We start from the raw sequence: 16693 nt of genomic DNA, 5'->3' as shown, positions 1-16693 counted from the left end.
GCATGGGCTGTGCGCGGGCGTTGGATCAGTCGCTCTCCGTCGATGCCGGCTGCGCACCCGTATAGGTGTGGCGCAGCAGTGGCCGCCGGCTGCGGAGGAGGCCTTCGACGACGAGCTCATAGGCGTTGAGCACCAGCTCCTCGACCAGCTCCGGGGTGATCCCGGGGCCGGAGGCCAGAGAAATCCAGTGCTGTTTGTTCATGTGGTAACCCGGTGTGATCGTGGGGAACTCCTGGCGCAAGGCCGCCGCGTGCGGGGGTTCGCACTTGAGCGTCACGATCGGCTCTCCGGGTGCTTCGGTGGTCATTAGGAAGACCTTGTCCACGACCTTGAACACATCGTGGTCGGGACCAAAAGGAAAGGTGCGGGACACGGCCGGCAACGTGGCGGCGACCTGCATGGCGATCTCCTGAAGCCTCGTCCCGTCCACGCTGACTCTCCTTGTCAGGTCACTGGCTCTCGGTGACCACCTGTTCTGCCCGGTCTCATCACCAGTATCCGTCCTCGCGCCGAGCGTCCCCCTGGGGTGTCACATCTGACGGGGGAGGGATCTCAATGCTCTGCTCAACCCGCAGCGTTACACCAGGGGCCCCGCCAGTGGGAGCGGGGTTGTACTGGCCGGAGGTGTGCTGACCCTTTCGAGGATGGGAGCCTTCGGATCAGCCGTTGGAAGCCTGTGCGACCAGTGCCAGCACGAGTGCGTTGTTGGCCGCGTGCAGGGCCAATGGTGCCCACAGGCTGCGGTGCCACAGGTAGAGCATGCTGGCGGCCACGGCCAGGAAGAACAGGTACACCGCGGCGATCGAGACCAGATGGATGGCAGCGAAAAGGATCGCGGCCACCACTACGGCCACGACCTGCGGCATCCGGGTGAGCAGCCACCCCAGTAACACCCGACGGAAGATCACTTCTTCCGCGGCTGGCAACAGGACCACCACGCACAGGCTCACCACAACAAGCAGCCAGGGGGTGACGGTCATGGCCAGGGTCAGGGCACCTCCGCTGGTGGTGTCGGTGGCCACCCAGACCCACCCGGCCGCCGCCGCGAACAATCGCGAGCAGCTATAGACGCCCATTAGGGCCACGGGCACTTGCCAGCACAGATGCCATGCCGATCGGCGGGAGGACACGAACCCCAGCTGTGCCCAGCCCCAACCACGGCGCATCAAGCCCAGCCACAGCCCGGCGGCGCTGCCGAGCACCGCCGCCGGAAGGGCCAGCAGCACAAGGTCGAGATTCTCCAGCCACAACCCAGGCAGCACTCCCAACAGGCCGCCCACGAGCATCCCGCCCAACCCCGCCAGGGACGACCACACCACATCGACCCCTCGAGGAGAGGGCAGGGACGGGCCAAGCCTGGACGCTGGGACGGTCTCTGTCATGGCCCCGACGTTACGGCCCGGTATGGGGGTGGGTCTTGGCGCACAAAAGGGGACCGCGACCACGAACCCATCCCTGGGGTAGTCGACCGAGACAAGGACGATGCCCACCGTCCAGCTCATCAGCGCCCCGGTTGTGACCGGTGTGCGGGGCTCTTCCCTGCTGGCGCGTAGCTGTCGTAGTTGCTCCCATGCGGCAGGGCCCGAGGGAACCAGGCGCAGTGCCGCCAGGGCGCGAAACCACCCCCTCCCCAGCGCACCCTTTGCGACTGTCGTGGACCACAGGCTCGGGTCGGCGGTGAAAGGCGAGGCCTTTGGGTAGGCGAGTGGTCTTCATCGGAAGTAGGGACAGGCTCGACCCCTCCCTCGTCCTTCACTACTGCACATACTGGGAGGGTTTAGCCCGTTGCTGGGGCGCATCCGACTTGCACCTCTCATCCCTGCGCTCCTTCTTCCGGGGCGGTTCCAAATCACCATTGAGGAGTTCACGCCATGAGCACGCCACCACCGCAGAGCCCGGACCAGCCCCCGTATCCCCAGGGTGGGACGGCCGGGGCCGGGATGCCCTACTACCACCCCGGCCAGGACCAGTACGGGCGGGCGAATCGGGGTGCGCCCCCGCCCCAGCACGCCCGGCTGCTGAAGCTCACGCTGGCCTCGGCCGGGCTCTACTTGCTCAACCTGGTGGTCTCTCGGGACTGTAAGAACAACGGTGTGTGAGGGTCCGGCCTGATCCGAAAGGAGACGGCCGTGTCAGAGTCCACGACCGAGATGACAGGCATGATGATCGATCCCGTGACGGGAGAGATCATCGATCAGAAGGACCTCGCCGAGCGGCTGCTTGCCCAGGCGAAGGAGCAGGGCGTGAGCCTGGTCGGCCCGGGCGGGCTGCTGAACCAGCTGACGAAGAACGTGCTGGAAACCGCCCTGGAAGCCGAACTGACCGAACACCTCGGTCACGACCACGGGCAGACGCCGATCGCGGCCAACATGCGCAACGGCACGAGGCCGAAGACCGTGCTGACCGAAATCGGCCCGGTGCAGATTGAGGTGCCACGGGATCGGGATGGGTCCTTCGAGCCGGTGATCGTGCCCAAGCGCAAGCGGCGTCTGGACGGGATTGATCAGATCGTGCTCTCCCTCTCTGCCCGCGGCCTGACCACCGGGGAGATCGCGGCACACTTTGAGGAGGTCTATGGGGCCAAGGTCTCCAAAGACACCATCTCGAAGATCACCGAGAAGGTCGCCGGTGAGCTGGCCGAGTGGTCCTCCCGCCCGCTGGACCCGCTCTATCCGGTGCTCTTCGTCGATGCGATCGTGGTGAAGGTCCGCGACGGGCAGGTGCGCAACACGCCGTTCTACGTCGTCATGGGCGTGACCGTGCACGGAGAACGCGACATCCTCGGGATCTGGGCCGGCGACGGCGCCGAAGGCGCCCGGTTCTGGCTGCAGGTCTTCTCCGAGCTGAAGAACCGGGGCGTCGAGGACGTGCTCATCGCCGTCTGCGACGGGCTCAAGGGCCTGCCGGAGGCGATCAACACCACCTGGGAGCAGGCCGTCGTCCAGCAGTGCATCGTGCACCTGATCCGCAACAGCTTCCGCTACGCCGGCCGCCAGCACCGCGACGGCATCGTCAAGGCGCTCAAGCCGGTCTACACCGCGCCTTCAGAACAAGCGGCAAAGGACCGGTTCGCCGAGTTCAGGGCCGAGTGGGGCCAGCGGTATCCGGCGATCGTGCAGCTGTGGGAGTCCTCCTGGGCGGAGTTCGTGCCGTTCCTGGAGTATGACGTGGAGATCCGCCGGGTGATCTGCACGACGAACGCGATCGAGTCGATCAACGCCCGCTACCGGCGGGCGGTGCGGGCGCGCGGGCACTTCCCGAACGAGGCTGCTGCGCTGAAGTGCCTCTACCTCGTCACCAGGTCTCTTGATCCGACCGGCGGCGGTAGAGCACGCTGGGTGATGAGGTGGAAGCCGGCGCTGAACGCGTTCGCGATCACCTTCGCCGGGCGGTTCGAGAGAACCGCTCACTGATGAAAACCGCCGGGCCCCACACACCGTTTATCGGACAGTCCCGGTCTCTCTGGTGGTGACTTCCACGGTGGATCTGACCGCGGCCTACGAACGTCTGGGTTTCACCACTGAGCAGGCCCAGTTGGCGGCCGCGGAGGCGAGTGGTTCGGTGCTGAGCACGATCATCTCCGCGGTGATCGCGGTGGGCCTTTACGCCCTGGTCTACACCGGGCTGAAGAAGGGCCGGAACTGGGCACGGATCGTCGGCATCATCCTGGCCATCCTCAGCGCCATCGGCACCGTGTTCGGCGTTCTCGGATCCCTGCTCTTCGGGGGCTGGGCGGTGGTACTGATCGCTCTGACCGTGGCGGTGCTGATCGTGGACATCCTCTGGTTGATCACCGCGTTCAAGGCCCCGGTCCGTGCCTGGTTCACCGGCCGATAGTTAGCCAGCACCACATCCTCCGTTTTGGGGCGGCCACGGGTGAACGGTGGTTGGCCCAGGGGGGTGCCTCTATGGTTTTCGTCAAGCGGCCAGGGCCACCGGTGGCGAGGTCTGAGGCTCGGTGGGGTCTTGGTACAGGGTGCCGTCGCGCAGCATCGCGAAGAGCACGTCGGTCCGTCGTCGGGCCAGAGCGATGATCGCCTGGTTGTGGCGTTTGCCCTGGGCTCGTTTTCGATCGTAGTAGGCCCTCGACGGGGCGTGGCTGAGCGAGGCGAAGGCCGAGAGGAACAGGGCCCGCTTCAGGCGTTTGTTGCCGCCCTTGGCGGCGTGCTCGCCACGGATCGAGGTCCCGGATCGGCGGGTGACCGGGGCGATCCCGGCGTAGGAAGCCAGGTGGCCGGCGTCGGCGAAGTCCTTGCCGACGACCTCGGTGAGGATCCTCGCGGCGGTCCTGACTCCGATGCCGGGCATCGAAGTCAGGACCTCGGAAAGAGGGTGGGCCTCCACGAGGGCCTCGACCTGGGCGGCCACCGTGGCGCGCTGGTGGATCAGGGTAGCTAGCTGCCCGGCCAGGATCGGTACGACGGTCGCGGCGGCCTCGGTGCCGGCCACCACCACGGACTGCTGCCCCAAGGCGGTGAAGACCTCCTCGGTCAACGACTCGGCCAGCCGCGGGGCATGCTTGCGCAGTCGGGCCCGCACGTGGCCCCGCCCGGCGGCGGCCAGCTTGGCGGGGGTCGGGTATCGGGTGAACAGATCGGCCACCGCAGGATGGGTCACCCTCGGTCCCAGCACCCGTTCCAGTGCGGGGTGGATCTGGGTGAGCATGCCCCGCAGCCGGTTGGAGGTTGCGGTGATCTGGGCGGCGAGATCGTCGTCGAAGCCGGCCAGCACCGCCAGCTCGGCGATCTGTTCCTCGTCGACCCGGATGTTGCGCAGGGTGTGCGGCATGGTGCGGGCTGCCTCGGCGATGATCAGGGCGTCGCGGGCGTCGGTCTTCGCAGTACCCGGGTGCAGGTCCGCGATCCGCCGCATGGCCAGGCCCGGCAGGTACGCCACGGTGACTGCCTCCGTCGCCTGGGCCACGGCCACCGGCAGGGCCCCGATCGTGGCCGGCTGGTCCACCACCATCAGCACCGGCCCGTGGGCGGCTGCCAGCTCTTCAAGGATGGCCTGCAGCCGGGTCTCGTCGTTGGGCAGGGCCTTGTCGTGGACCGTCTTGCCGGCCGCCGTCACCGCCACGGCGTGATGGTCGGACTTGCCGACGTCGAGGCCGATGAACACGGCCGGACGCTGATCTTCCATGGCGGTCTCCTCCTCGACGTGGGCCCATGGCGCGTGCCGGCCGGCCGGGTGGTGGTCACGCTCGGCATCCACGTTACGAAGGTCCCTCGAGAACAAGGTCGTGCCTCTATCAGCGATCCGTGACCACCGGACCGGCCCTCGGTGACAACACCCCCCGGATCATCGACGACTGGGGGCAAACGATCATGCCGAGGACCGACCGGCCAACACCCTTCCATCCTGCTGGACGGACGAGCTACGAAGAAGGTAACGGGGGCAGAGTCAACACATCTAAGGGGGATCGTGGGGGCCTATAGTACGTCGTCGACGGGGCGGTGGCGGTGGTGGTTCGTCGGCCTGGCGGGACTGCTGCTGCTCACCCAGGTCGCCCTTGGCGTCGCGAGCGGCTGGGACCTCGACCGCGCCTTGGGCGTGGTGACTGCGGTGGCCATTGGGCTGTCCTTCCTGCTGCAGATCCGCGATGTCCGCCGGCGCCAGTCTGCGACGGATCAGCATCAGGAGGTCATCACGGCCGCCGAGGAATACGACCGTCGCCGCGGAACGAGCCCGGAGGCGGACCCCAGCCCTGGTGGGCTCGCGGAAGGTCAAGCGGGGAGGGGACTGTGAGTAGACGGACACCTGGACCGGAGGCTGGGCCGAAGGTCGCGAGAGGAGCACGGCATGGCACGCAAGACGATGGCGCGCTGGTTCGTGGCCGTGCTCGCCGCGGCCTTTCTCGTGCCGGGCGTGGTGCAACTGGTGGCAGGCGAGCCGTTGGGGTGGGCCGCCGTGATCGGCGCGGTGTCGATGGGGACCGGTCTGCTGCTGGCGGTCCACAGAATCACCTGGGGGCATCTGCTCATCAGCGGCGGGGCCGTAACCGGGTTGACCTGGTTCTTGTCCATGGTCTCGGGGTGGTTGGGCCGCGGCGACGACTTCATCTACGGCGGCTGGGGTGCTGGCATCGGTATCGCCATCGCCTCGTTCTTGATGGAGCGCTCGGACCGGCATGCGGAGCAGTGGCACGAAGAGCACACCGAAACCACCCACCCGCACAACGATGAGCAGGGCTCCGGCACTGGGGAAGCCCCGCCCCCACAGGGCAGTCCCCGGGGCGACGGGAAGTCGTAGAGACGGAGGATTCATGTCACCGCGTTGGAGGGGACCGATCTTGATGGGGTCATGGCATCGCTGTTGCTGGTGCTGGCCCTCTACAAAGCGCCCGAGGTCGGCTGGTGGGCGGTGTGGCTGGCCGCGGCGTTCCTCCTCATTGGCCCTGTCCTGGTGGCCTGGGACATGAGGCATCCGCCCCAGGCGACGAAGCGGCGGCAGATCACCTCCACGGTGTTCATCACCGGTGGGTACCTGCTCGTCTCGGTTCTCAGCGCCGTGGCCCGCGGAGACGAGGTGCCCGGGTCGCTGTCACCGCTGGTGTTCGTCTTCGCCGTGCTGATCGGGCTGATCAGCTGGTTCGCCGGCCGCCCCAAGGCGTCGGATCCCGCAGCGCCAGGGGAGGAAACGTGCTGATCCTCGAGCCACCCTCTACCGTTCGTGTGGGGCGAAGTGTCGAAGGAAGGACCCCGCGGGTCGCCGCTGCGTGTCGCGTTCCGGTGGAAGACTCCAGGTCATGAGTGATGCGCGGAACCGGCTTCGTCCCCTCCTTCGACCGGGCGAACAGCTGCGCTGGGTCGGGCACCCCGACCCCCAGGTGCGCTTCGCGCCGATGGACCTCTTCCTGGTGCCCTTCAGCCTCATGTGGGGCGGCTTCGCAATCGTCTGGGAATGGCAGGCCGTCACCAACACCGAGTCCCTCTTCTTCGCCCTGTGGGGCATCCCGTTCGTGCTGGTGGGCCTGTACTTCATCGTCGGCCGCTTTATCTACAAGAAGCACCGCAAGCTGAAGACGGTCTACGGGCTCACCGATTCGCGGGCCATCGTGTCGACCAGCGAACGGTCCTTCGACGACACCCCGGTGAAGAACGTCCCCGTCCGCGTCAACCGCTCTCGTGACAACCGGCATGCCACGGTCATCTTCGGAGGCGGCCGCCATACCGCTTACCTCAACACGGGAATGGACTTCTTCGCCTTCGGTTCCGCGCAAGGAATGGGATTCTTCGACGTGGCCGACCCGGAGGCGTTGATCCGCGAGCTGGACCACGTGCGCTGAACCAACGGTCTCTGCTTCTCGACAACCCGCCCATCACAACCAGGTGGCACAGAAAACCATGCCCCGCTCGAAGCTTCACTTCATCCAGATCATCACGGTCGCGATCGCCGTCATTGTGGTGATCACTCTGACAAATGCCATCGCTACAGGCTCTGCGCGCGCGTGGTGGGCAACTCTCAGTGCTTCCTGCAGCCTAATCGTCGGCTTGATCGGCTGGTGGCAAGTGAAGAACGAGCAGAAGCGCCAAAACCGCGACCGATCTCGGCGGCGACCTTGACCATCAGTACGGACGACACTGCGGGCCGTTCGAGCGCTGCGAAGGCCGAGCCACGCCCCGGATGAGGGGTCAGACAGGTGGGGTGTGCTGTCGTGCCAGGATGCCGTTGCCGCAGGCCATGACTGGGGGAGGGGGACGATGCTGACCAGGGTCGACAAGGTGCTGCTGACGCTGTGGCTGATACCTCTGGCCGTCGGCGGAGGCGCTGCTGTGAACACCGGCGGGGACGAGCAGATGATCATCCTCTTCGTCACCGGGCTCACCACCCTGATGTACGTCATCACGGTGATCAGCATGTTCCACTACGCCCGCCGCCGGCGCGACTGGGCCGAGCAGATGGCCCACGAAGAAGCTGACCCGGACCACGTGGAGGGGCACATGTTCTACCCCGGGCACGGCTACATCGACACCCCGCGAGCCCGCGGACGGTCCATGATCACCAGCGACGCGATGAAACTGTTCATCTTCATCCCAGTCGCGGTCTTCTTCGGCGTCACCCAGGGTGAGTGGACCTTCGCCGTGTTCGCTCTCGAGTTCATCGCCATGCTCACCATGGGTGTCTACCTCCACGAGCGTGACACGGAGCTCGACCCGGCGAAGTGACCGGAAGTCCGAACCGGCAGGGCCGAGGGCTTGGAGCGGGTCGAGACTCTTCATTGCAGTAGGGGTTCCCCAGTAGACCGGACCGGCAGATGAAGAAGTGCTTTCCTGCCCTCCTCAGTGGTTTTCGCCTCCGTGCTTCCGCCGCGCTCGGTGCCGAAGGAGGATGGCAAGCACAGTCGTCAGGGCGAAGACTGACAGGGAGGCCCAGAAGATCCAGGGCCCGGTGGGGTACATGTCCACGTAAACCATGGACTGCGGGTCCGCCTGTGCGGGATAGGCACAGACGAACGTGGGCGGGAAGAACGTACTTTCACCGGAGACCATTCCTTGGCTTGATGCACCCAGTGCTCGAGCGCTGTCTGGTACTGCATCTCTCGCGCAGACGTACTGCGGGCCTTCCCTGACTGTCACCATATGTACGACTTGGTTGAGCACCCAGAGCAAGGAGGCGGCGATGGCAATGAACCAGGTGATGAAGAGCCAGTCGCTGCTCTGCATGCCGGGTTTCGAGGTGCTTGAGGTGCCCGGTAGGACAGAGTCCGGCGCAGGGGCGTTCATGGCTGGAGCTTAGGCCCTGAGCATCCGCTTCCCTGGTTGCTCTGCCGAAGCGGTAAGCCTGTACAGACCCCAGCTCTCGGATGCCTCGGCAAGGGTTTCCCTCGCGGTGGTCGCGAGACGCGCCCTGACGACGGTCCCGGAGGTTCTGTGCCTACGGTGGGAGCCCCGGTTGAAAGGTGATGCCTGGTGAGACGAGCCCTTCGCGTGCATCCGCTGAGCACCTACCTGGTGTTCCAAGCACTGACCGCAATGGTGGCACTGGCCTACACCGGTGTCCTGTCAGTGGACGGCATCGGATGGGTGACCTGGGCCGGGTACTGGGCGGTGCTGGGAACGGTCGGGCTGGTGTGGACCCAGCTGGCGTGGGGACCGTGCTGGAAGGCCGGGGCCGACTACGGGCTGTCTACGGGGGTGCGCATCGCGTTCATGGCCGTCGCCGGCGCAGCGCTGCTGCTGCCGTTCCTGGTCTTGAACGTCATCCTCGACCCGGCGTGGTTCTTCTACGCCCTGTTCCTGGCTCCCTACGGGGCGATCGTGGGCCTCCTGGGTGGAACGGTCCTCGCGGTCCGGGATCGCAAAACCACGGCCGCTGTCCGTGCGGATCACACTTAGGCGCCCGGTCCACTGGAAAGCTGACGCTTGCACGGCCGTGACCGCTCTCTGCACGGTGGGTTAGGGGTTCGTTCGCGCACGTCGCGTGTGCGGCGCCACGGGCTCGAGTGCGGCATCCGTGTCAGGATGCCGGTAATACATGATCAAGATTCCGGAGCGCGCATGTCGAAGCTCAGACCTTCCAGTGGCCCGGTCCTCGGGTGCGCCCTGGTGGTGGCCGGCGGGCTCCTGGTGCCGTTCGCGCTGCTCCAAGCCCCGGACTTTGTGAACGAAACAAGTCTGGTGCTGGGCGCGGTCCTGCTCGCCCTGATCGTGCTGCTGGCACTGGCCCGAGGGATCCTGCGGAGCCGCCGGCCCGGCGCGGTTGCACGGCAAGGCACCCGCCCGACCCGGGCCTGGTTGTGGCTGAACGCGGTGGTCCTGATGGGTGCTGTGGCCGTCCTGGTGTCCAACCAGTTCTCGGTCGTGAGCCTCGGCCACGATGGTGCGGACCGAGCCTGCGCTCGAGCCGACGTGTCTCCGTACCACGCTGATCCCACCGTGGGCTACGAGGGGGAATGGACCTTCCTTCCCCCGACTCTGGTCTGCCACTACTCCTCCGGTGACGGGCACCCGGGGAAGAACTTCACCACGGATCTCTTCCCGACCGGTGCCGGCACCTTCTGGCTGGGACTGAGCGCACTGGCCTGCGGCATCACCGCTGGCCTGCTGTTCCGATCGACCCGCAAGGCCGACAAATCCGCACCAGTCGATCTACAACGCCCCGCCGCCGCTCTGTAGCTCTCTGCGGCCGAGAAGGCGCCGCACCGGCTTAGACCCAAGGACGCTGCAGTAGGGGTTCGTGCCCGGGCGCGGGGCAGTGTCCGGTGGTCGCTTGCGGTGCTTCTCAAATTCGGCTGACCCGTGCAGAGCGAGGGCGCGTGGCGTGAGAGCCTGAGACCTGTTGATGTCTCTACGGTGGTGGCATGGGATCCATCGTGTCTGCTCCTGCCGATCTGGTGATCGCCACCAGCGACGGGATCGATGTGCGTTTCGCTGGCATCGATCTCGCCGCCGAGCTGTCTGCCCACGCGCAGGAGCCACCGGATGTCCACGGTGTGCGGATCAGTCTCGCCGCGGTGCGCGGCGCCGAGACCATGCGCCGGGATGGGCAGTTCCAGGCCGCCCGCCTGGCCTGGGCCCAGCGGGAAGATGGCGGAAGGCGGGGGAAGGAGCCGGTGCCGCTCATGCCGGGGTTCTCCGTTCTGGACCGGGTCGGGGTGGTGCTTACGGATGAGGCCGGCACCGAGTACCGACTGATCGCCGGGCAGGCGGCCGGGGACGGCACCGAATGGGAGGCGACCTGGGAGTTCGTGCCCCAGCACCCGGAAGCGGCCGGGATCCTTCGACTCCAGTTCACCCTGGACGGGACACCAACCGGTCAGACCTGCGAGGTCCGGATCCCGTGAGCCTCTGACAGCGCTTGGGAGCCCGGTGATCGTACCGGCGACCGCTGGCGTCGTGTCGTCGCGGTGGGGCGACAGGCCTGGCCCCGCGACCTCAGGGACAGGGACCACGGGCACGCTGGAGAAAGGAAGCGCGATGGGCAGCCCGGACTATGCAGGGCTTGAGCGTCTGCTGCGGGAGCGCAACGAGATCGACTGGGTGATGGTCGCCAACGTGATCGACGATGCCACCACCTACGGCCTGCCCGCCAGCGAGGAAAACGCCATCGACTACATCGTGGGGCTTCATGGACAGGGCAAGATCCGTGTCGGCACCTACGTCCATGGCACCCGGGAAGGGTTCATCCCGTGGGAGGAACCGATCCTCGACCTGCCGGCCCGGCTGCGGGCGGCCCTGGTGCCCACGGACCCCGAGGACCCCTTGGGGCCGGTGATGACCGTCATGTTCACGTTCACCGACGAGGACCCACCCGCCGCTTGTCCGGTGGAGCACTAAGGGTTGGTGTTCGGTCGTGGCGGTGGCGGATGTCCGGCCGGCGGGGGATCTGCGGGTGGTGGCATCGGGGAAGAATGGGGTGGCCGTGTTGCCGTTGAAAGGCTCTTGTCCGTGAGTTGCGCCCCTGTTTTGTCCGTTCGTGAGCTGGTGTGTGGTTATGCCGGGGTGCCGGTGACCGCTGGGGTCAGCTTCGAGGTGGGGCCGGGGGAGGCGGTGGTGCTGCGCGGGGCCAATGGGGCGGGCAAGTCCACGCTGCTGCGCACGGCCGTGGGCCAGCAGGCTCCGGTGAGCGGGGAGCGGTGGCTGAAGGGCGGGCCGGTGGTGGAGAACTCGCTGGCCTACCGCCGGGCGGTGAGCTGCCTGTTCGACGAGGACGCGTTCTTGCCCGGGGTGTCGGTGGGGCATCACTTGGAACTGGTGCTGCGCGGTCACGGGGTGGCCGATGCGCCGGTCGTGGCCGCTGAGGCGGTGGTCGAGTTCGGGCTACAGGACCGGGTGGACGCCTCGCCGTTCGCTCTGTCCTCAGGCCAGCGTCGGCGGGCGCTGCTGGCCGCGGCCCTGATCCGCCCGTTCGAGCTGCTGGTGCTCGATGAGCCCGAACAGCGCCTGGACACTCTGATGCGTGCCCGTTTGGCCGACCGTCTGGTCACCGCCCGGCAGGCAGGGGCGGGGTTGCTCATCGCCACCCACGACGCGCCGCTGGCGGACACGGTGGGCACCACCGTGCTGAGCCTCGACTCCGACGGTGCCCTGCCACCGATTACGGCTGAGCCGCAGCGGGAGGACCAGTCGTGACGGGCGGTGCCGGCCTGAAGCCTGCCGAGCCCGCCGAGATCGTAGTGTTCCTGCGAGCAGCCCAGGCCCAGGGCCGGGCTCGAGGTGCGGATCGGTTCGTCGACGTCTACACCGGGCTCTTCGTCACGGTGGTGCTGGTGGCCTGGGCGGTCGCCGGAGTCCTGGGTCTCGGTGCCTCGTTGGGGGATCTGATGGCGGCCGGTTCCCCCGGCGGGGTACTGCACCGCCCGGCGGCCGCTTGGGTGGGGGCCGGGGCGCCGGTGCTCGGAGGCGCGGTGTTGCTCGGGGTGGCCTGGGTCGGTGCCGTGGACCTGTTGCGCGGGCTGGGGCCGGTGGGGGTGTCCCCGGAGCGGGCGGTGTGGGTGTGGCCGCTGCCCGGGGCCGGGGCGCAGGAACCGATCCGCAGTGTGCACCGGATGCTGTGGGTGGCGGCGGTGGCCGGGGCGGTGTTCGGTGGCACCGGGCTGTTGCTGCTGTCGGGTGCCGGGCCGGCAGCCGGGCGGGGCGCGCCGTGGTGGCAGGCAATGGCGCAGCTGGTGTGCTGGGCCGGTCTGGGGGTCAGTGCGGTCGGGGTCTCTGTCTGGGCCCAGACCGCCGGCGGGGTGCCGGACTCGCTGCGGTCCCGCCCCTGGGCGGGCTGGTTCCTGGTGCTGGGGGCTGTGCTGGTCGTGTTGGCTGGGACCCGGGACGGGGCCACCGGCCGGTGGAATGTCCTCGTGCCGCCCCTGTGGGTCGTGGGGGTCGCAGGATTACTGGTGGTAGTGGCCGGGCTGTTCTGGGTCTGGGCGCTGCGGTGGGCCCGCGGCCTGGACGGGGTGCAGTTACGGGCGTCCGGAGCGCGGACCCGGCACCTGAGCAACGCCGTGTCCCTGCTCTCGACCCAGGACCTGACCGCCGCGCTGGCCCCCGCCACGGTGACCGGGGTGCGGGGACTGTCGGGGAGCACACCGGGCTGGGTGTCGGGGCCGCGCACGGTGGTGCTGTTCGCCTCGCTCACGGCCCTGCGGACCAGCCGGTGGCGGGCCGGACTGGCCGTGGACCTCGGGCTGACCGTGGTGCTGCTGGCCGCCTTCTCCCACACCGTGGTGCTCGCCGGCTGGGCTGCGCTGCTGGTGGTGGGATACCGGGGGTTGGGCCGCGGCACGGCCTATCTGGGTGATCTGCGCGCCGGGGCCGCCGCCGAACGGCACCTGCCGATCGGGGCCACCGCAGCCGCCCTGATGCACCTGGTGGTCCCGTGCGCGCTCAATGCGGCGGTCCTGGCCGCCGTGGCACTGCTGGCCGGGCTCGCGGTCGGCACCAGCTGGGCGGTGCCGGTGCTGCTCGGAGCCGTGGCAGGTGCTGGTATCGGTGCGGTCGGCCCCTACCGTGCCCTCGGCCCGGAACCGGACCACACCCAGCCTCCGATCGACACCCCCCTGGGGCCGGTGCCCGTAGCCCAGCTGATCGGCTACAGCCGGGGACTCATCCTGGTGCCCGCCCTGCTCGCGACACCCGCCACCGCCCTGCTCCATCCGGCCGCCTGGCCGGCGGCCCTGACAGCCGCCCTTGCTGTGACGGCCACCGCCGTGGCCCTGGCGATCAGCACCGACCGGAAACACTGAGGCCCAAATTGTGAGGGCTACGACCGAGCCCCACCACACCTACCAGGCTCACGAAGTGCGATAGGAGTTGGTGTCCGCCGGGCCAGCACCACAGCAGTGACCCCCTGCCGCATGAGCCGCCGGGAGCTGCCCCCGGGTGAACGACGCGGACCGGAAACGCCTCGCGAGCACGATGGGGCGTTCCGCCAGCGGAAATGGGGACATGATGAAAGTCGATCTTTTGTCTACTGGTCGGTACGGTTGAGGTATCGCGCACGGTGCTCAGTCGGGGGGCTGGGCCACCCAGCGTGGACCGTGTCGCAGTGCTCAGCCGGGGGGCTGACCCGCTGCCGACCGGTCGAATGGCCGCCGTCCTGGCGGCAGAAGACCTGGGGCCTGGGGTCCCGTCGTCGGGGGGCGGACTCTTCTGCCGCCGGGCCGGCGGCCCCACACGGCACCCCTGACCATCCCTCCGGCGCTGTGGCAGCACAACGACCACGTGCCGGCAGCTGTCCCGGTTGAGGCGGTCCTCATGAACGATGGGTACCTTGCCGGAACGTACTCCAGGTGGGCGAGTCCCGTGAGGGATCCGCTGTCCCGGGCGGCGGCCTTCGCAGCACTGCGCCCGGCCCTGGAGGCCCTGATCCACCAAGCCGGCGCCGATACCCGGCTGAGTCCGGAGGCCCGTCGCGTGCTGCGCGCGGTGACCCGCACCCGTCCCGAACACACCCTGGCTGTGGCTGGCCTCGCCGCCCGCGCCAGCACGGCCAAGGCCCGGGTCCCTGCCGCGTTGACCGAGCTGGACGTCCACGGCTATCTCGCCCAACTGGTACGTATCGCCCCGCACCTGAGTGCAGCACTGCCGCCACCAACCCCCTCCACCCTTGCAGGGACCCCCACGATTGACCCCGCCGACCCGGAAACCGCCTAGAATTCCTCGCCCATATTCCGGCATCCGCGCACGAACTCACGCTGAACCAGGCGCGGCGGGTTGCAGGGAGGGTTCCAACGCGGGCGAGGACGCCGGAGGAGCTTGCTGGGGGATTAGGTGGGGCAGGCACATGATGCGGCGCTGGCGCGTTCGCCATCCTCGAGGTCGTGCGGCGTTCATGTTTCTCGGATGCACCCGGTTCTAGGGTGGGAGAACGGCTCTTGGCCGCCCGTGGACCCGAGGCGAGGACGACGCATGCACAGGTATGGCACCTTCACCACGCTGGCGGTCTGCGTAGCTTTGAGCCTGTCCGGGTGCGCCGAATCCACCCGTGACCTCTACGAGGGCGAGCAGACGGAATCCGATGTTCTTCCAGAAGACATCGCCGTCGATAGGGAGAACTGGGACACCAGTACGTCCCGGTTACTGGCCACACACGATGGGCATGAGTTCTACGCCTTCGTTTCCACCACTGAGGGCGATTGTTTGTTGACCTACGAGCCTCAGGCCCCGGAGAACTGGGTCGTGGGATGCGGCACTGCGGGGCCGCTGGGCACGATGGGTCCGAGCGGGGTCAAGACGAGGTTCGACCCGGAGGGCTTGCCGGAGGAAACGACGGCCGGCTGGACGCGGCTCACACCGGAGCTGGAAGTCACCGGTACCTGAGCGACTGCATCTGTAGAGCAGAACCCTGCCAGCACTCACCCTCTCGTCTTGCTGCAGAAGAGGTTCGTTAGTTGGTGTGGTCGTCGTGGTGGGCCGCGCGCAGGTAGGCCCAGGGGTGCCGGGCGCGGAGAACGTGGATGACCGCCAGGATCCCGGCGACGACGGCGAAGACGGTCCAGGCCGGCTGCGGCACGAGCAGCGAGGCGACCAGCACCCCGGTCGTGGCGGCCACGGCGTAGGCGGCGGCCTCGACCCGTTGGCAGGCGGTGACGCCGGCGGCGGCGCGGACTCGCGGTTCCGAGGGCACAGCACCGGTCCGGGCGGCGGAGACCAGCGCGTTGCGAACCCGCTCCGCGGACACCGGCGGCAGGCCAGTGGGCCGCGGGGCGCGGGCGAGTCGAGCCAGGAGATGGAACAGGGCCAGGAGACCGAGCAGCAGCGCCGGCCACCACGGGGTGCGCAGTGCACCGGTGGAGGTGTCCAGCAACCACCGCAGCGCCACCGGCATCGCGAGGACGAGGATCGCGGCGGCGGGCACGGTGCGGGCCAGGACCTGGCCGACGGTGGGGGCCGGGGCGGTGTCGATCTGTGAGGACTCTTCGTGTGCGGGTCGGGGGCGGTCGTCCATGCTGTTCACGCTACCGGCCGCCCTCGGTGGTGGTCGTGGACCAGCGGGTGGCTCGCGTGCTCCGGAGGTGGTGCAGGCCTGCCCCCAGCAGCACGAGCATTCCGGCGGGCACGGCGTGCAGCACTGCGAGGTCCAGGGCTGCGGTGGCCCATCGGGCTGTTTCCACCACGGTCAGGGTCATGCCCTGGGTGACACCGAGCACCGCGGTGTAAAGATGCGCGGCGAGCACCATCGCAGCACCGACGACGGCCCAGAGTGCTACGGCCTGTCCGGTGGGCACCAGGCGGTATCCGTCGGCCACCGCCCAGAGCCCGGCCGGGAGGAAGGCGACCAAGGTGGCGGCCTGTCCGGGGTCGAGGTGAGGGTTCCGGAGGAACCAGTCGGTGCGCAGCAGCACCTCGAAGCTCACCTGGAGGGCCACCATGATCGGCGCCCAGCGCACCAGGAAATGCCCGATCCACCGGAGGGCACCGGCCCAGGGCCGGGTGGGCATCTGAGCTGGGGCATCCACGGGACGGGTTCCTTCCTGGACGGCGACGAGGTCCTCGCTCGATACGCGGACCTGGGGGGCAGGCGTCTTCTGGGGGGTCTACGGTCGCCGATTGCCGGGGTGGTCGCCGTGCTTGCGCACGTAGTCCCTGATGCCGGCGGTCACGCCTTTGCGCACCACCCAGTAGAAGATCAGCAACGAGATCACAAACATGACCAGAGGAAAGAGGAGAGCCAACAGGGGCAGACCCCAGTCACCAGGAGTGGGATTGATCCCGGACGCGGCCAGGACGCCGGGCGGTGCGGCGAGATCGGTGAACAT

Annotated in this window: 23 protein-coding genes; 16 read left to right on the top strand and 7 right to left on the bottom strand. The window is 68.1% G+C overall.

Translation table 11 applies throughout. The annotated features are described in order from the left end of the window. Positions 1–25: 25 nt before the first annotated feature. A complete protein-coding gene (locus ACZ2G1_RS18255; protein WP_470377832.1) occupies positions 26–430 on the bottom strand; it encodes an MmcQ/YjbR family DNA-binding protein in 405 nt (134 codons plus the stop codon). A gap of 229 nt (positions 431–659) precedes the next feature. Continuing rightward, the gene (locus ACZ2G1_RS18250) at positions 660–1382 is read right to left on the bottom strand and encodes a lysostaphin resistance A-like protein (protein WP_470377831.1); all 723 of its coding nucleotides are present in this window, start codon (positions 1380–1382) and stop codon (positions 660–662) included. A gap of 780 nt (positions 1383–2162) precedes the next feature. Here ACZ2G1_RS18250 and ACZ2G1_RS18245 point away from each other — a divergent pair. Beyond that, on the top strand, positions 2163–3413 hold the full coding sequence (locus ACZ2G1_RS18245; protein WP_470377889.1) for an IS256 family transposase: 1251 nt from the start codon (positions 2163–2165) through the stop codon (positions 3411–3413). A 52-nt stretch (positions 3414–3465) separates the two neighbouring features. After that, positions 3466–3837 carry a hypothetical protein gene (locus ACZ2G1_RS18240; RefSeq protein WP_470377830.1) on the top strand — a complete coding sequence of 124 codons (372 nt, stop codon included), beginning with the start codon at positions 3466–3468 and terminating at the stop codon, positions 3835–3837. Between the two features lie 81 nt (positions 3838–3918). Here the strand turns inward: ACZ2G1_RS18240 and ACZ2G1_RS18235 are convergent, their stop codons facing one another. Further along, complete coding sequence (locus ACZ2G1_RS18235; RefSeq protein WP_470377829.1) at positions 3919–5142, bottom strand: IS110 family RNA-guided transposase; 1224 nt, start codon at positions 5140–5142, stop codon at positions 3919–3921. Between the two features lie 282 nt (positions 5143–5424). Here ACZ2G1_RS18235 and ACZ2G1_RS18230 point away from each other — a divergent pair, with 282 nt between their 5' ends. The 6 genes from ACZ2G1_RS18230 (at position 5425) to ACZ2G1_RS18205 (ending at position 8168) form a co-directional block, all read left to right on the top strand. Continuing rightward, positions 5425–5748 carry a hypothetical protein gene (locus ACZ2G1_RS18230; RefSeq protein ID WP_470377828.1) on the top strand — a complete coding sequence of 108 codons (324 nt, stop codon included), beginning with the start codon at positions 5425–5427 and terminating at the stop codon, positions 5746–5748. Positions 5749–5802: 54 nt separating this feature from the next. Continuing rightward, complete coding sequence (locus tag ACZ2G1_RS18225; protein ID WP_470377827.1) at positions 5803–6252, top strand: hypothetical protein; 450 nt, start codon at positions 5803–5805, stop codon at positions 6250–6252. A 51-nt stretch (positions 6253–6303) separates the two neighbouring features. Next, positions 6304–6648 carry a hypothetical protein gene (locus ACZ2G1_RS18220; RefSeq protein ID WP_470377826.1) on the top strand — a complete coding sequence of 115 codons (345 nt, stop codon included), beginning with the start codon at positions 6304–6306 and terminating at the stop codon, positions 6646–6648. A 100-nt stretch (positions 6649–6748) separates the two neighbouring features. Next, positions 6749–7288, top strand: coding sequence for a hypothetical protein (locus ACZ2G1_RS18215; protein ID WP_470377825.1), 540 nt, complete (start codon positions 6749–6751; stop codon positions 7286–7288). A gap of 43 nt (positions 7289–7331) precedes the next feature. After that, on the top strand, positions 7332–7565 hold the full coding sequence (locus tag ACZ2G1_RS18210) for a hypothetical protein (RefSeq protein ID WP_470377824.1): 234 nt from the start codon (positions 7332–7334) through the stop codon (positions 7563–7565). A 138-nt stretch (positions 7566–7703) separates the two neighbouring features. Beyond that, positions 7704–8168 carry a hypothetical protein gene (locus tag ACZ2G1_RS18205; protein ID WP_470377823.1) on the top strand — a complete coding sequence of 155 codons (465 nt, stop codon included), beginning with the start codon at positions 7704–7706 and terminating at the stop codon, positions 8166–8168. Between the two features lie 114 nt (positions 8169–8282). Here the strand turns inward: ACZ2G1_RS18205 and ACZ2G1_RS18200 are convergent, their stop codons facing one another. Continuing rightward, a complete protein-coding gene (locus tag ACZ2G1_RS18200; protein ID WP_470377822.1) occupies positions 8283–8666 on the bottom strand; it encodes a hypothetical protein in 384 nt (127 codons plus the stop codon). A gap of 246 nt (positions 8667–8912) precedes the next feature. Between ACZ2G1_RS18200 and ACZ2G1_RS18195 the strand changes: the two genes are divergently transcribed. The 8 genes from ACZ2G1_RS18195 to ACZ2G1_RS18160 all read left to right on the top strand — a co-directional run bounded on the left by ACZ2G1_RS18195 (position 8913) and on the right by ACZ2G1_RS18160 (position 15254). After that, positions 8913–9338 carry a hypothetical protein gene (locus ACZ2G1_RS18195; RefSeq protein WP_470377821.1) on the top strand — a complete coding sequence of 142 codons (426 nt, stop codon included), beginning with the start codon at positions 8913–8915 and terminating at the stop codon, positions 9336–9338. A 162-nt stretch (positions 9339–9500) separates the two neighbouring features. Further along, positions 9501–10118, top strand: coding sequence for a hypothetical protein (locus tag ACZ2G1_RS18190; protein ID WP_470377820.1), 618 nt, complete (start codon positions 9501–9503; stop codon positions 10116–10118). A gap of 185 nt (positions 10119–10303) precedes the next feature. Beyond that, on the top strand, positions 10304–10786 hold the full coding sequence (locus ACZ2G1_RS18185; RefSeq protein WP_062737243.1) for a hypothetical protein: 483 nt from the start codon (positions 10304–10306) through the stop codon (positions 10784–10786). 133 nt (positions 10787–10919) lie between these two features. After that, on the top strand, positions 10920–11279 hold the full coding sequence (locus ACZ2G1_RS18180; protein ID WP_470377819.1) for a hypothetical protein: 360 nt from the start codon (positions 10920–10922) through the stop codon (positions 11277–11279). A 171-nt stretch (positions 11280–11450) separates the two neighbouring features. Then, positions 11451–12074 (top strand): ABC transporter ATP-binding protein, encoded by a 624-nt coding sequence (locus ACZ2G1_RS18175; RefSeq protein WP_470377818.1) that lies wholly within the window; start codon positions 11451–11453, stop codon positions 12072–12074. Continuing rightward, positions 12071–13678 carry a hypothetical protein gene (locus ACZ2G1_RS18170; RefSeq protein WP_470377817.1) on the top strand — a complete coding sequence of 536 codons (1608 nt, stop codon included), beginning with the start codon at positions 12071–12073 and terminating at the stop codon, positions 13676–13678. Before ACZ2G1_RS18175 ends, ACZ2G1_RS18170 begins: the two co-directional genes overlap by 4 nt. 559 nt (positions 13679–14237) lie before the next feature. Then, complete coding sequence (locus tag ACZ2G1_RS18165; protein ID WP_470377816.1) at positions 14238–14588, top strand: hypothetical protein; 351 nt, start codon at positions 14238–14240, stop codon at positions 14586–14588. Positions 14589–14843: 255 nt separating this feature from the next. Then, entirely contained in the window at positions 14844–15254 is a 411-nt protein-coding gene (locus tag ACZ2G1_RS18160; protein WP_470377815.1) for a hypothetical protein, read from the top strand. 67 nt (positions 15255–15321) lie between these two features. On the opposite strand, the gene ACZ2G1_RS18155 is transcribed toward ACZ2G1_RS18160, so the two are convergent. From ACZ2G1_RS18155 to ACZ2G1_RS18145, 3 genes are all read right to left on the bottom strand, one after another. Next, a complete protein-coding gene (locus ACZ2G1_RS18155; RefSeq protein ID WP_470377814.1) occupies positions 15322–15882 on the bottom strand; it encodes a hypothetical protein in 561 nt (186 codons plus the stop codon). Positions 15883–15892: 10 nt separating this feature from the next. Continuing rightward, on the bottom strand, positions 15893–16393 hold the full coding sequence (locus tag ACZ2G1_RS18150) for a hypothetical protein (protein WP_470377813.1): 501 nt from the start codon (positions 16391–16393) through the stop codon (positions 15893–15895). 78 nt (positions 16394–16471) lie between these two features. Beyond that, positions 16472–16693 (bottom strand): hypothetical protein, encoded by a 222-nt coding sequence (locus ACZ2G1_RS18145; protein ID WP_470377812.1) that lies wholly within the window; start codon positions 16691–16693, stop codon positions 16472–16474.

The sequence above is a fragment of the Kocuria sp. KKT182 genome (assembly GCF_055635395.1).
Note: the sequence above shows the minus strand (reverse complement) of the source record. Positions and strands in the feature narration are given on the sequence as shown.